This window comes from Mycobacterium sp. 1245805.9 (assembly GCF_001672915.1).
GTDB lineage: Bacteria > Actinomycetota > Actinomycetes > Mycobacteriales > Mycobacteriaceae > Mycobacterium.
Map to the genome: position 1 here is coordinate 17,856 of NZ_LZKR01000020.1, position 12,950 is coordinate 30,805.

Below are 12,950 nucleotides of genomic sequence, written 5' to 3' on the forward strand. Positions count from 1 at the left end.
TCCCCGAGTAGGCGTTGCCTACCAACCTATTTGGCCCGCGGGGCGCTGAGACTCTTCGGTCAACGCCTGGCTTAGCCGGCGGGTCGCAGCGGCGAGCTGCGCGCCCAGCTGGGTGACCGCCGCGCCGGTCATGGGCTCGGCGCTGGGGACCAGGCTGAGTATCAGGGCGATGCGGGATTCGCCCTCCAGAATGGGCGAGTCGATGTGGCTCACCTCGTAGGTGCGGTCCGGCTCCAGGCTGATCGGGAACCACTCCTCCTGATGGATCAGCTCGTCAGTCAATTCCTGCGCCAGCTGGCTCAGCCGGGTGGAACGCACCTCGGCGCTGCGCACGATCTGCGCCAGCTCGCGCAGGCGCAGATCGGGCAGAATGTGCAGGCCGACCGCGTAGCCGCGTTGCTTGGCCGCGGCGATGGCCTGCCGGTAGCGATCGCGCACGTCGTCGGGCAGGGTGGCCAGCCACCGCTCCCGCGCCTCCGGCCCCGCCCAGGCGACGGTCGACGCGCCATACGGCGGGCGATGTGGGAACTGGGTGCCGACGGGCATCGGGTTACCGCCGCCGCGTCTGCTCCGGACCTGATCGACGACGGTCGAGTGGTCATCGCTCACCGAAAAGGCGACGCAGTGCGCGCCGGTCGCGGCCGACAGCTCGGCCATCGCGGACCGGGCCAACACCAGGGCCGGATAGCGGCCCGCCGCCTCTCGGCCGAGGCGGACCAGTGCGGGACCGAGGTGGTAGGTCTTGCGAAGCGGGTCGCGCAGCAGCCAGCCGGCGCGGAGCAGTTCGGACAGCATCGAGTGGCAGCTGGCCTTGTGGACGCTCAATTGTCGCGATACCTCGGCCAATGTCATCCCCCCGCTGCCATCACCCGCCAGCTGTTCGAACAGGTTCACCACCCGCTCGGTCTGTGGGGAGGGACGCGGAGCCATGGAGCCTATGGTCGCATAATGCGACTTCTTGCGGTGGCATGCGCGACCATGTGACCATGACCACAATGTCTGACCTTCGAGGCAAGACCGCCGTCGTAACCGGGGGAGCCGGTGGCATCGGCCAGGCCATGGGGCGGCGCTTCGGCCGGGAGGGCATGAACGTGGTGCTGGCCGACGTCCTCTCCGTACCGTTGGACGCGGCGACCCGGGCGCTCACGGACGAGGGCGTCGAGGCGGTCGGCGTGGTCACCGACGTCACCGATTACTCCTCGGTCGAGTCGCTGGCCAAGGAGGCGCTCGACCGCTTCGGCGGGGTGCACGTGGTGTGCAACAACGCCGGCACCGGCGGGGTCTCAGAGGGGTACATGTGGGAACACGACCTGGCCGACTGGCGCTGGGGGATCGACGTCAATGTGCTGGGTGTCATCCACGGCATCAAGGCTTTCGTGCCGATCTTGCTCGAGCAGGGCGACGGGCACGTGGTCAACACCTGCTCGGGCAACGGCGGATTCGCACCGATCGCCCGCGGGGCCATGGGCGGGCCCGCCACCGCGGTCTATCCGATGACCAAGGCCGCGGTGCTCTGCCTGACCGAAAGCCTCTACACCCACCTCGAGATGACCGGGACACGGGTGCGGGCGCACGTCCTGTTCCCCGGCGGCTTTTTGAACACCGGCATCTGGGAGTCGTGGCGGCACCGCCCGGAGCGCTACGCCGCGACGCAGGAACGCCGCACACCCGACCAGACGCTGGAAAAGGTGGTCGCCCGCTTCGAGGCCGCCGGCGCACACGTGGAATTCACCCCGCTGGAGACGGTCGCCGACCTGGTCGTGGACGGAATTCGGGCGGACCGCTTCTGGATGATGGGGCCGCCCACACCGGCCGATCAAGTCGTGAGCAAGAAGGCGGCCTCGATCCTCGGCCGCGGCGAGCCCGATTACCTGGTTGACGTCCTCGGCCGGCATGCCGAGAAAACCGAAGGAGGAGCGCGTTGAGCGCCAACGAAATTCGCTACGGTCCTCGCGCACCGGAGGCGCAAGTCGACCACGAGATCGATGCCACCAAGGCGCCCATCGCCACCGAGGCGATCACCGTCACCTACCTCACCGATCCCGAGGTCGTGGCGGCCGTGCTGCCCAAGCCGCTGGAGCCGGCGGCCGAACCGCTGGTGCGGGTTCAGCTGCAGCGCGTCGAAATCGACGGCAGGCCGCCGTTCGGGTCGGCGGTGTTCTCGGTGGCCGCGCGGCACGGCGACCTCGTGGGCGACTATCCGCTCTTCATGCCCCAATCCACCGAACAGTCGGTCACGGGCGGGCGCGAAACATTCGGTGAGCCAAAGAAACTGGCCCACATCGAGGTGGAGCGCGACGGCGATCGCGTCGCCGCCACCGTCGACCGGTTGGGCTACCAGCTCATCAGGGTGACCGGCCAGATCACCGGCCCGGGCGAGTTGCCGCCCGACCAGGTGAACACCGAGTTCTACTTCAAGTTCCTGCGTGCTCCCGACGGCAGCGGCATCACCGACCCCCACCTGGTCTACGGCGAATACCACCGTCACTACGAGCTGCTCGAGAACATCGACGGCACAGTTGAATTGGGCGAGTCGCCGCTCGACCCGGTCGCCGACGTCGCGATCCGCCAGGTCACGTCGATCACCTGGTGTCGCCGGCGCACCGTCCAGGTGGGTCGGATCGCGACGCGGGTGCCACAGGAATGGCTGCTGCCGTACGTGCATCAGCGCTACGACGACGTGGCCCTGCTCGCCGCCCCACGCCCCGAGCCGACGCGGGTATAGCGCACCATGGGCCGGTACACGGTCATCTCGGCCGACTGCCACGCCGGCGCTGACCTGCTCGACTACCGCGAGTACCTCGATCCGCAATACCGGGACGAATTCGACGGCTGGGCAAAGGCATACGTCAATCCCTTCGGCGACCTGACCGAGGCCGACGCCGAGCGCAACTGGAACAGCGCGCGACGAAACTCGGACCTTGATGCCGAAGGCATCGCCGGGGAGGTCATATTCCCGAACACCGTGCCGCCGTTCTTTCCGCAGGCGAGTCTGGCCGCCCCCCAGCCGGTGGACGCCCGGGAGCTCGAGCTGCGCTGGGCCGGGCTGCGCGCGCACAATCGTTGGCTTTCCGACTTCTGCTCGTCGTCGCCGGAGCGGCGCGCCGGGGTGGGTCAGATCCTGCTCGGGGACCTCGACGAAGCCGTCGCCGAGATAGCGCAGATCGCCAAGCTGGGCCTGCGCGGCGGTGTGCTGCTGCCCGGGATCCCGCCCGGCGCAGGCATTCCCCAGCTCTACGCCGAACACTGGGAGCCGCTGTGGGCGGCGTGCGCGGAGGCGGGCCTGGTGGTCAACCACCACGGCGGTAACGCCGGGCCGAATCCCACGGACGGATGGGGCAGCTCGTTCGCGGTGTGGGTGTATGAGACGCACTGGTTTGCGCACCGGGCGCTGTGGCACCTGATCTTCAGCGGCGCGCTGGATCGCCACCCGGACCTCACCGTCGTCTTCACCGAGCAGGGTGCGGGATGGATACCGGCGACCCTGGACTCGCTCGACGTGGCGGCCGGCCGTTACGGTCGGGCGAACTCGGCGATCGCCCGCTTCGCCGGGCCCACCGCCGGCTCGCTGAGTCTGCGGCCCAGCGAATTCTGGTCCCGCCAGTGCTACGTCGGCGCCAGCTTCATGCGGCCCGTCGAGTGCGCCGAGCGCCACCGGATCGGCGTCGAGAAGATCATGTGGGGCAGCGACTACCCGCACCTGGAGGGCACCGCTCCCTATACCCGAGAAGCGTTGCGGCACACCTTTAGCGATGTGCCGGCGGATGAGGTGGCGGCCATCGTCGGCGGGAATGCGGCGGAAGTCTACGGTTTCGACCTCGACGCGTTGGCGCCCCTTGTCTCGCGAATCGGCCCGACGGTGGCCGAGGTTGCCGAGCCGCTGGCGGCCGTGCCCGCCGACGCGAGCAGCACCGTCTTCGAGCCCGACCCCATCCGTGCCTGGTAACTGCGAAAGGACCACCGTGGACCCGTATCTCATCATCTCCGCGGATACCCACGCCGAGCTGCCCACTGAGCAGTATCGCGAGTACATCGACCCGGAATACCGGGAAGACTTCGAGGAGTTCCTCGCCGAGAAAATTGCCGCCGCGGCGCAGGCCGGCGCATTCATCGACGAGGAGTTCGCGCAAGCATGGTTCGACGAACACGGAGACGGCATCGCGGGCGGCTGGGATGTCGCGCAGCGCGACCGCGAACTCGACGGCGACGGCGTTGCCGGTGAGGTCATCTTCCCCGACGCCGACGCCGTGACCGGTGTCGCCGGGGCTCCGTTCGGTGCGGGCCTGGGGCAGTCTGGCGACCTGGACCCGGGACGTGCGATGGCCGGGGCGCGGGCCCACAACCGCTGGCTGGCCGAGCTGTGCAGCCACAGCCCCGAGCGGCGGGCCGGCGTTGCCGTCGTGCCGATACTGGCGGACATCGACGCGGCGGTGACCGAGATCGCTCGAGCGGCCGAGGCCGGGTTGCGCGGCGGCATCATGATTCCGGTGCTCTGGGGTGACTACCCGCCCTACCATGACCGGCGTTACGACCGGGTGTGGGCCGCCTGCCAGGACCTGCAGATGCCAGTTCACACCCATGTCGGTCCCGCCCCCAGTGAGCAGTACGGCCCGCACCTGGGCATCTACACGACCGAGGTGCGCTGGTGGGGAGTCCGGCCGCTGTGGTTCGCCTTGTGGGCCGGTGTGTTCGAGCGCTTCCCGAACCTGCGCTGGGGGGCCACCGAGTGCGGTGCCTACTGGGCCAACGACCTGTTGTGGCTGATGGACACCCGGTTCATGCGTGAGCACTCGGCCAAGAAGATGAGCCGTCTCCTGGAGGGCGATCTGACGATGCTGCCCTCGGCGTACTTCGACCGGAACTGCTTCATCGGCGCCACCACGACCGAGCGCCGGGAACTTGCCCGTCGCTACGAGATCGGGGTTCCAAACATGCTGTGGGGCAATGATTATCCTCACCCGGAGGGAACATGGCCGCACACCCGCGACTGGCTGCGGCGCTCGTTCTGGGACATTCCAATTGACGAGGCGCGACAAATCCTCGGGCTTGCCGCGGCCGAGGTGTACAACTTCGACGCGGATGCGCTCGCTCCGCTGGCCGAGCGCATCGGCCCGACGCCCGCGGACCTGGGCCAGGACGATGCGGTGAGCATCCCCAAGTGGGAGGCCGCCCGCCGTGCCGGGCGGCACTGGCTGACGGACGCGGAGCCTATCCCCGACCTCGTGGAGAGCTGAGGGCTCAGCCGGCGGCCGGCGGCCGTGGCATCACCGTCAGTCGCGTCCCATATCGGGGTATGACGCCCGAGGCCCGCGTGGCCGCCGGCATTCCGGGCACGCCGGGTATACCGGCGCCGACTGCCTCCTCGGTTCCCGGGAGTGTGGTTAAACCGGTGCCTGAGAGGGTCGATATGTGGCTGACAGCTGGGGTGGACCAGCTCGCGGGCACCGACATCGGACCGATCGACTTGGCGGCGGTGAGCTCTGCGGACACCCCGGGGCCGCCATGGCTCAACCCGCCGGTGATTGCCTGCCCGCCTGCAAACGGGCCGGCGACGTTCTCCGCCTCGCCTGCTACCGCCGCAGCTCCTTTCGCCGGGGCCGCTATCGCGCCTGCTATTAAGTCCTTCTCCTCCGAGACGCCGGTGCTCGCAGCATCGGCAATGTCAATGCTGGTCGGCAGCTGGAAGACCCCAGTCGAAATTACGTCGCTCCAGATTTGGGCGTCGGGCCCAAAGTCGGAGAAAAGCATGCCGTCGAGCTCTGAACTTTGCGGTATACCTTCGAGGTACTGCAGGAAATTGGCCCAATCGCTTCGAAGGTCGGTTGGGAGTCCTTGCGCGGTCTGGGATATCGACGTAATGGCCTGATTGACCGCGTCCTCCTGGGCGGCCGCGCCGGCCGGATTGGTGGTCTGGTTCGGCGGGGTGAACGGCGCCAGCGTCGCCGCGGCCGCGGAGGCGCTGGAGTAGCCGTACATCGCCGCGGCGTCCTGGGCCCACATCTCGGCGTACTGGGCCTCGGTCGCCGCTATCGCCGCCGTGTTTTGGCCGAAGAAGTTCGTCGCGATCAGCGAAGCCAGTTGAGTGCGGTTGGCCACGATCACCGGCGGGGGCACGGTCATCGCGAACGCCTGCTCGAAGGCCGCGGCGGCGGCCCTGGCCTGCATGGCGGTCTGCTTCGTCTGCTCGGCGGTCATGTTCAGCCAACCGATGTAGGGGGTGACCGTCGCGGCCATCGACTCCGACGCGGGACCGTGCCAGTTCAAGGTGGTCAGGCCCGAAACCACCGATTGGTAGGTCTCGGCCGTGGTGGTCAATTCCGCGGCCAGGGAGTCCCAGCTGCCCGCGGCGGCCAGTAGCGAACCCGACCCCGGGCCGGTGTACATGCGCGCGGAGTTGATCTCCGGCGGTAGTATTGCGAAATCCATTGTGTCACAGCTCCTTATCTTGGCTTGGTGGCGAACCCCCCTTCTTGGCGGCGCAGAAATATGCCGTGTTTGCAATGCGCCGGGTGATGTCGGACAGATTGGTACCGTGGCCCGGGATTCCGGGCGATAAGCGCTTATTTGAGTTCTGGGCGGACCACGCGAACTGTGCATATCCAGCCACCTTTGCGGTTTCGGTGACTATCTCTGGTGAACCCTATGAATTTCGACTGAATAAAGATAGGGCTGAACTGCGGAAAAATATGATCGCCGATCTTGATTGCCGCGGGCGTGAGCGGACTATTACCGCCAGCTCGCCGGCAGGTCGACTATGTGATTCGGGCAAAAGTCCTGGGCGGCCATGGACATGACGTTCCGCGCGTCCTCGGCCGACATCTTGGCTCGCAGCGTCATGAATGCGTATTCGGCTGGCGCATAACCCGATTCGGGGCCGGCCGGATCGTCCATCAGCTGGCACGCCTCTTTTTCCCTGTCCTGGCGGCTATCGGCATGGGCCACGCCCGAGCCAAACACCAAGGCCAGGACGGCCAGCCCGCCGGCGGCGGTCGTCGTGGGGGTTCTCACTGGTACTTCACCTTCAGTCGCGCTTCCGACGGCCCAGTGTAAGACGCGGCGTCGGCAGGAATTCATCGAAGATCGCTCGGCGATCGCCGTCGTTGGCCAGAATGGTCCGGTGCAGGTCGTTGCTCAGGGGCTGATGTCGGCGGCGGAGGACGTCGGCAAGATCGGCGCCGCGCTCGAAGAGGCCAACGGCCTCGCGGCGCTGCGGACGAGCAGCATCCTGCCCGCCGGGGCCGATGAGGTCAGCGCGGCGATCACGCCGTTGTTCATCGACCAGTCGAGGATCTATCGGGAACTGGCAGCGCAGGGCCAGGCGTTCGAGCAGCGGTTCGTGCAGCTCCTCGGCGAGGCAGGCGTCGCCTACACCCAGACCGAGCAGGCCGCGCTGCAGGCGCTGCGCGACGCGATCGGCGAGTTGGAAGCACCCTTCGCCTCGTTCGCCGCGCAGGCCGAGAACCCCGCCCCCACGAGCATCCCGCCGCTGAACGTGCCGCAGAACAGCTCGGTGGCACTGATCGTCGGCGGCACCACGTTCCCCCTGCCGGACGCCAAGTACGTCGGCTCGATCATGACCAACTTCCTGAACAACCCCACGCTGTCGCCGCTGCTCGGGGCGTCGGGGCAGTCGCTTTACACGCCAGAGCAGTTCTGGCCGTTCACCCCGCAACTCGGGAATCTGACGCTGGGACAGTCGGTGTCGCAGGGCGTGCAGCTGCTCAACAACGCCATCACCACCGAACTCGCGGCGGGCAACAAGGTGGTCGTCTACGGCACCTCGCAAAGTTCGCTGGTTGCCACCAACGAGATCCGCAACCTCATGGCCATGCCCAATCCGCCCGATCCAACCACGTTGTCGTTCTTTTTGACCGGTGATCCGGGCAACCCCAACGGCGGGTTCTTCGAACGCTTCCCCGGCCTGTACATCCCGCTGGTCGACGTGCTGATGAACGGTGCGACGCCGCCCAATTCGCCGTACCCAACGGTGGTCTTCACCAATCAGTACGACATGGTGACGAATTTGCCCCGGTACGTGCTCAACCCCGTCAGCGACCTCAACGCGTTCATGGGGTTCGCGCTCTATCACGGGACGCACGACTACGTCGACCTGACACCGGGGCAGATCGCCAACGCGGTCGAACTGCCGACGTCGCCGGGGTACCACGGTGCCACCCACTACTACGAGCTGCTGACGCAGGACCTGCCGCTCGTCGCGCCGCTGCGTCTGTTCGTGCCGCAGCCGTTCGGCAACGCGCTGGCCGATCTGCTGCAGCCGGACCTGCGGGTGATCGTCGACATGGGCTACGGGTCGGGGGAGTACGCCGACATACCCACGCCCGCAAGCCTGTTCGAGCTGCCGAACCCGTTCACCATCGTCCCGGACCTGGTGCACGGCACGGTTCAAGGCCCGCAGGCGGCGCTGGTGGATCTCGGGCTGCTGCCGCCGTCGATGATGCCGACCGGTTACCCGTTCAACCCGGTGCTCGATCCCGGCCTGAACTTCCCGTTGCCGCAGTCCTCGGTCACCGGCGTCTCGCTGCTGACCGGGTTCGAGGGCCAGCTGATGCGCGCGTTGGGTCTGGTCCCGAGCTGGGACAACTGAGGGAAGTGTCATGACCGACCGGCGCAGCCCGTTCCGGGCCGATCTGTTGCAGGGCAAAGTCGCGTTAGTCACCGGCGGCGCAACCGGGCTCGGCCTGGAGGTCGCCCGCGTTCTGGGCAACCACGGCGCCCGCGTCGCCATTTGCAGCCGAAAGGAACCCAATCTCGAAGCGGCGGTTGCGACGTTGCGGGAGGAGGGGATTGAGGCGACATACGGCGTCTGTGACGTCCGCCGTGACGACGAGGTGACGGCCGTCGTCGAGGAGGTGCTGGGAAAGTTCGGCCAACTCGACATCGTCGTCAACAATGCCGCCGGAAACTTTCCCGTCCCGATAAGCGGCCTCAGCCCAAAGGGATTCAAGGCCGTCGTCGACATCGACCTACTGGGTACCTTCAACGTGTCGAAGGTTGCGTACGACCTTTGGCTGCGCGATCACGGCGGCGCGGTGGTGAACATCAGCGCCGCGATCCAGTACCGCGGCATGGCCCTTCAGGCGCACGTCGTTTCGGCCAAGGCCGGCGTCGACGCGCTGAGCCGCGCCTGCGCGATCGAATGGGGCCCCGACGGGGTTCGGGTGAATGTGGTTGCCCCCGGGGCGATGTCAGGCACCGAAGGGGTCAGGCGAATCACGGGCGATGCCCAGCACCGCACCACCCAGAACCCGCTGCGGCGCCCCGGTTCCACCACCGAGGTCGCGGATGCGGTGCTGTTCCTGGCCAGCGACGCGGCGTCCTACGTGACCGGAGCCGTCCTGGTGGTCGACGGCGGCGGATGGTTGACCGCCAGCGGCGTACCCGATTTGCCGGGCTATCACTGAGTCGCGGGCCGGCTCACATCTTCACGGTCAGCGGCCACACGTTCCAGATCTCGTCGCAGTACTCCGCAATGGCGCGGTCCGACGAGAACTTGCCGCTGCGCGCGGTATTCAGGATGGACATCTTCGTCCACGACTCGGTGTCGCGCCACGCCGCGCTCACGCGCTCCTGGCACTCCACGTAGGACGCGTAGTCTGCGCAGACCAGGAAGGGGTCGTTGTGGCGCAGGTTGTCCACCAGCGGCCGGAACACCTCGGTGTCCCCGTGCGAAAAGGTCCCGTTCGCAATCAGATCCAGCACGGCACGCAGCTCGTCATTTCCAGCTTGGGGGCCGTCGATGTAGTCGGCCGGGCGGTACCCGTTCGACTTGACGGCCTCGACCTCCTGCTCGGTCAGGCCGAACAGGAAGAAGTTCTCCGGCCCGACCTCCTCGCGCATCTCGACGTTGGCCCCGTCGAGCGTGCCGATGGTCAGGGCGCCGTTGATCATGAACTTCATGTTGCCGGTGCCCGAGGCTTCCTTGCCCGCGGTGGAGATCTGCTCGGACAGGTCGGCGGCGGGGTAGATCATGTGCGCGTTCTGCACATTGAAGTTCGGCACGAACGCCACCCTGATGAAGCGGTTCACGTCCGGGTCCGCGTTGACCGTCTCACCGACGGCGTTGATCAGCTTGATGATCCGCTTGGCCAGGAAGTAGCCCGGGGCGGCCTTGCCGCCGAAGATGAAGGCCCGCTGCGGGATTGACAACCCGGGATCCTGCTTGAGCCGGTGATACAGCGCGACGATGTGCAGGACGTTGAGGTGCTGGCGCTTGTACTCGTGGATGCGCTTGACCTGGACGTCGAACATCCAGTCCGGGTTGAGCTCGACGTCCGCCACCGAGTGGATGTATTTGGCCAGGCGCGCCTTGTTGTTGCGTTTGATGTCGTGCCATTCCCGGCGGAAGGCCGCGTCGTCGACGAACGGCTCCAGCCCGCGCAGGCGGCTCAGGTCGGTCAGCCAGCCGTCGCCGACGGTGCGGTCTAGCAGCTCGCGCAGCCCGGGGTTGGCCAGGGCGAGAAAGCGCCGCGGCGTCACGCCGTTGGTCTTGTTGCTGAACCGTTCCGGCCACAGCTCGTAAAAGTCTTTGAGCACACTGCTTTTCAGCAGTTCGGAGTGCAGTGCGGCGACGCCGTTGATGGCGTGACTGCCCACCGTGGCGAGGTGTGCCATTCGGACGCTCTTGCCGCCGTCCTCGCCGATCAGCGACATCCGGCGCAACCGGTCCTCGTCGCCGGGGAAGCGGGCGCGCACCTCGTCGAGGAAGCGGCGGTTGATTTCGTAGATGATCTCGAGGTGGCGTGGCAGCGATTCGGCGAACATCTCCAGCGGCCAGGTCTCCAGCGCCTCGGGCAGCAGGGTGTGGTTGGTGTAGCCGAACGTCGCGACCGTGATGTCCCACGCCTCGTCCCAGTCCAGCTGGCGCTCGTCGACCAACAACCGCATCAGCTCGGCGACGCCGATCGAGGGGTGAGTGTCGTTGAGCTGCAGGGCGAATCGCTGGGGGAGTTCGCGCACGCCCGCGTCCGCGAGGTCGTCCATGATGTGCAGCACGTGCTGCAGCGAGCAGGACACGAAGAAGTACTGCTGCAGCAGGCGCAGCCGCTTGCCGGCCTCCGGCTCGTCGTTGGGGTAGAGAACCTTGGTGACGGTTTCCGACGTCACCTCGTCCTCGACCGCCTTGTAGTAGTCGCCGGTATTGAAGGCCTCCAACGCGAACGACTTGACGGCCCGCGCGCTCCACAGCGTCAGCACGTTGCAGGTGTTGACGCCGTAGCCCTGGATGGGCGTGTCGTAGGCGACGCCCTTCAGCATGCGCCCGGGTACCCACCGGACGCGGTCATGGCCGACGTCATCGGTGTAGTGCTCGGCGTAGCCGCCCCACTTGACCAGGTAGTTGACGTCGGGTTTGGCGATCTCCCAAGGGTTTCCGCTGTCCAGCCAGTTGTCGGTCTGCTCGACCTGCCAGCCGTCGTGGATCTCCTGGTCGAAGATGCCGAATTCGTAGCGGATGCCGTAGCCGATCGCCGGCCGCTCGAGCGTGGCCAGCGAGTCGAGGTAGCACGCCGCGAGCCGCCCGAGGCCGCCGTTGCCCAGTCCCGGTTCCTCCTCGCACGCCAGGACCGTGTCCAGGTTCTGTCCCATCGCCGCGAGCGCCGTCTTCGCCGCCAGCTCCATGTTGAGGTTCAACAGGTTGTTGCCGAGCTGCGGGCCCATCAGGAATTCGGCCGACAGGTAGCAGGTCACCTTGCGGCCGAGGTCCAGCGAGGTCTGCGTCGAGGCCACCCGGCGGTCCTGCATGCGGTCGCGCACGGCAAGCGCCAGCGCCCGGTAGTAGTGCTCCGGCCGCAACGCCGCGGCCGGACGACCAACGGAGTAGCGCAGGTGGTCGGTGATCGCCCGCTGCAGCGCCGCCGCGCTCATCCCGGTGCGGGAGTGCTCGGTCAAATCGGCCCGCGTGGGGGTGGGGGGCGTCTGCTCGACATCGGTCATCGTGGGTCCTACTCCCTAGGGGTGGGCGGCAGGTGAGTCAGTGTTGCAGCGATGTTTGCACATCAGGCGCGCAATTGCCGTCTGAGAAGTGAACGCCAGCCCACATACTGGCGACGAGCAAGCGTTGCGGTCCGCAACGCAAGCGTCAGCTGTCGGGCTTGAAGCGGTACGTCTCGCCGTGAGCGAGGTAGACGAATTTGGTGCTCGTGGTCGAGGCCTGGGCTGCCCGCTTGAAGTCGTCGAGACCGGACAGGAAGACCGAGAAGTCGTTGTAGTGGATCGGGATCGCGGTGCGAGGTTTGGTGATCTCGACGGCCCTCACGCCTTGCTCGCCGGTCATCGTGACGACCGTGACAAGGAAGGTCGTGCCACCGGTGTGGATCAGGCCGAGGTCGATGTCGGGGTAGCGGCGCGGGATTTCCTCGAGGCTGTCGACGAGCATCGTGTCCCCGGTGATGTAGAGCCGGTAGAGGTTGTCGTCATTGCGGCTGAAGTCGAGCAAGTGCCCGTTGACGGGCATCAGCAGTTCGTTGACCGCCTCGTCCGTGGAGTGCTTGCCCGGCATGGCGGTGATGGTCAACGTCGCGTCGCCCTTGTGCACCGCGAGCGACTCCCAGGTGTCGAGGGCATAGCCGCGCTCGAAACCCAGAGCGCTGAGCTTGTCCACCGCGTCAGCCGTCGACACGATGGGCAGGTTCTTGTCGAGCTGTTGTGCGGCGACGTCGTCGAAATGGTCGCCGTGGTAGTGCGACAAGACGATCAGGTCGATAGGTGGCAGGTCGGCGATCTGGCAGGCGGGCTCGACTTCGCGACGGGCCCAGATGCCGTGGCCCAAATTGACGTGCTCGCCTTTGTGGAGGAAGGCGGGATCGGTCAGGATCGTCAGGCCGCAAAACCGGATCAGGGTGGTGGCGTTACCGATATAATAAACACCGCCTTCGTCGAAATCGGCTGTGCCACTGCTCGTTAGGTTCAAGGAAGCCACCGCGTGCTCTCCT

Annotated in this window: 11 protein-coding genes; 6 read left to right on the plus strand and 5 right to left on the minus strand. The window is 66.9% G+C overall.

Annotated features, from left to right (window positions below; genetic code table 11):
* Positions 1 to 18: 18 nt before the first annotated feature.
* A complete protein-coding gene (locus tag A9X00_RS03285; RefSeq protein WP_067149167.1) occupies positions 19 to 930 on the minus strand; it encodes an IclR family transcriptional regulator in 912 nt (303 codons plus the stop codon).
* Positions 931 to 995: 65 nt separating this feature from the next.
* Here A9X00_RS03285 and A9X00_RS03290 point away from each other — a divergent pair, with 65 nt between their 5' ends.
* From A9X00_RS03290 to A9X00_RS03305, 4 genes are read left to right on the plus strand one after another with little or no spacing between them, the layout of a single operon-like run.
* Positions 996 to 1,925 (plus strand): SDR family NAD(P)-dependent oxidoreductase, encoded by a 930-nt coding sequence (locus tag A9X00_RS03290; protein ID WP_232006657.1) that lies wholly within the window; start codon positions 996 to 998, stop codon positions 1,923 to 1,925.
* The gene (locus A9X00_RS03295) at positions 1,922 to 2,725 is read left to right on the plus strand and encodes an acetoacetate decarboxylase family protein (RefSeq protein ID WP_067149170.1); all 804 of its coding nucleotides are present in this window, start codon (positions 1,922 to 1,924) and stop codon (positions 2,723 to 2,725) included. Before A9X00_RS03290 ends, A9X00_RS03295 begins: the two co-directional genes overlap by 4 nt.
* Positions 2,726 to 2,731: 6 nt before the next feature.
* Positions 2,732 to 3,946, plus strand: a complete 1,215-nt coding sequence (locus A9X00_RS03300; RefSeq protein WP_067149173.1) for an amidohydrolase family protein — start codon at positions 2,732 to 2,734, stop codon at positions 3,944 to 3,946.
* A 16-nt stretch (positions 3,947 to 3,962) separates the two neighbouring features.
* Positions 3,963 to 5,234, plus strand: coding sequence for an amidohydrolase family protein (locus tag A9X00_RS03305; protein ID WP_067149176.1), 1,272 nt, complete (start codon positions 3,963 to 3,965; stop codon positions 5,232 to 5,234).
* A gap of 4 nt (positions 5,235 to 5,238) precedes the next feature.
* On the opposite strand, the gene A9X00_RS03310 is transcribed toward A9X00_RS03305, so the two are convergent.
* The gene (locus A9X00_RS03310; protein WP_067149179.1) at positions 5,239 to 6,426 is read right to left on the minus strand and encodes a PPE family protein; all 1,188 of its coding nucleotides are present in this window, start codon (positions 6,424 to 6,426) and stop codon (positions 5,239 to 5,241) included.
* Positions 6,427 to 6,726: 300 nt separating this feature from the next.
* The gene (locus tag A9X00_RS03315) at positions 6,727 to 7,008 is read right to left on the minus strand and encodes a hypothetical protein (protein WP_067149182.1); all 282 of its coding nucleotides are present in this window, start codon (positions 7,006 to 7,008) and stop codon (positions 6,727 to 6,729) included.
* Between the two features lie 109 nt (positions 7,009 to 7,117).
* Between A9X00_RS03315 and A9X00_RS03320 the strand changes: the two genes are divergently transcribed.
* Complete coding sequence (locus A9X00_RS03320) at positions 7,118 to 8,605, plus strand: PE-PPE domain-containing protein (protein WP_255363050.1); 1,488 nt, start codon at positions 7,118 to 7,120, stop codon at positions 8,603 to 8,605.
* A 10-nt stretch (positions 8,606 to 8,615) separates the two neighbouring features.
* Entirely contained in the window at positions 8,616 to 9,422 is an 807-nt protein-coding gene (locus A9X00_RS03325; RefSeq protein WP_067149186.1) for an SDR family oxidoreductase, read from the plus strand.
* 13 nt (positions 9,423 to 9,435) lie between these two features.
* On the opposite strand, the gene A9X00_RS03330 is transcribed toward A9X00_RS03325, so the two are convergent.
* Together A9X00_RS03330 and A9X00_RS03335 are read right to left on the minus strand one after the other, a co-directional pair.
* Complete coding sequence (locus tag A9X00_RS03330; protein ID WP_067149189.1) at positions 9,436 to 11,952, minus strand: glycogen/starch/alpha-glucan phosphorylase; 2,517 nt, start codon at positions 11,950 to 11,952, stop codon at positions 9,436 to 9,438.
* Positions 11,953 to 12,097: 145 nt separating this feature from the next.
* The gene (locus A9X00_RS03335; RefSeq protein WP_067149192.1) at positions 12,098 to 12,937 is read right to left on the minus strand and encodes an MBL fold metallo-hydrolase; all 840 of its coding nucleotides are present in this window, start codon (positions 12,935 to 12,937) and stop codon (positions 12,098 to 12,100) included.
* Positions 12,938 to 12,950: the final 13 nt, after the last annotated feature.

Excerpts from the sequence above, each read along its gene's own strand:
- A9X00_RS03300 (WP_067149173.1), top strand. The coding sequence starts at position 2,732 with ATGGGCCGGTACACGGTCATCTCGGCCGACTGCCACGCCGGCGCTGAC.
- A9X00_RS03325 (WP_067149186.1), top strand. The coding sequence starts at position 8,616 with ATGACCGACCGGCGCAGCCCGTTCCGGGCCGATCTGTTGCAGGGCAAA.
- A9X00_RS03290 (WP_232006657.1), top strand. The coding sequence starts at position 996 with ATGTCTGACCTTCGAGGCAAGACCGCCGTCGTAACCGGGGGAGCCGGT.
- A9X00_RS03310 (WP_067149179.1), bottom strand. The coding sequence starts at position 6,426 with ATGGATTTCGCAATACTACCGCCGGAGATCAACTCCGCGCGCATGTAC.
- A9X00_RS03330 (WP_067149189.1), bottom strand. The coding sequence starts at position 11,952 with ATGACCGATGTCGAGCAGACGCCCCCCACCCCCACGCGGGCCGATTTG.
- A9X00_RS03285 (WP_067149167.1), bottom strand. The coding sequence starts at position 930 with ATGGCTCCGCGTCCCTCCCCACAGACCGAGCGGGTGGTGAACCTGTTC.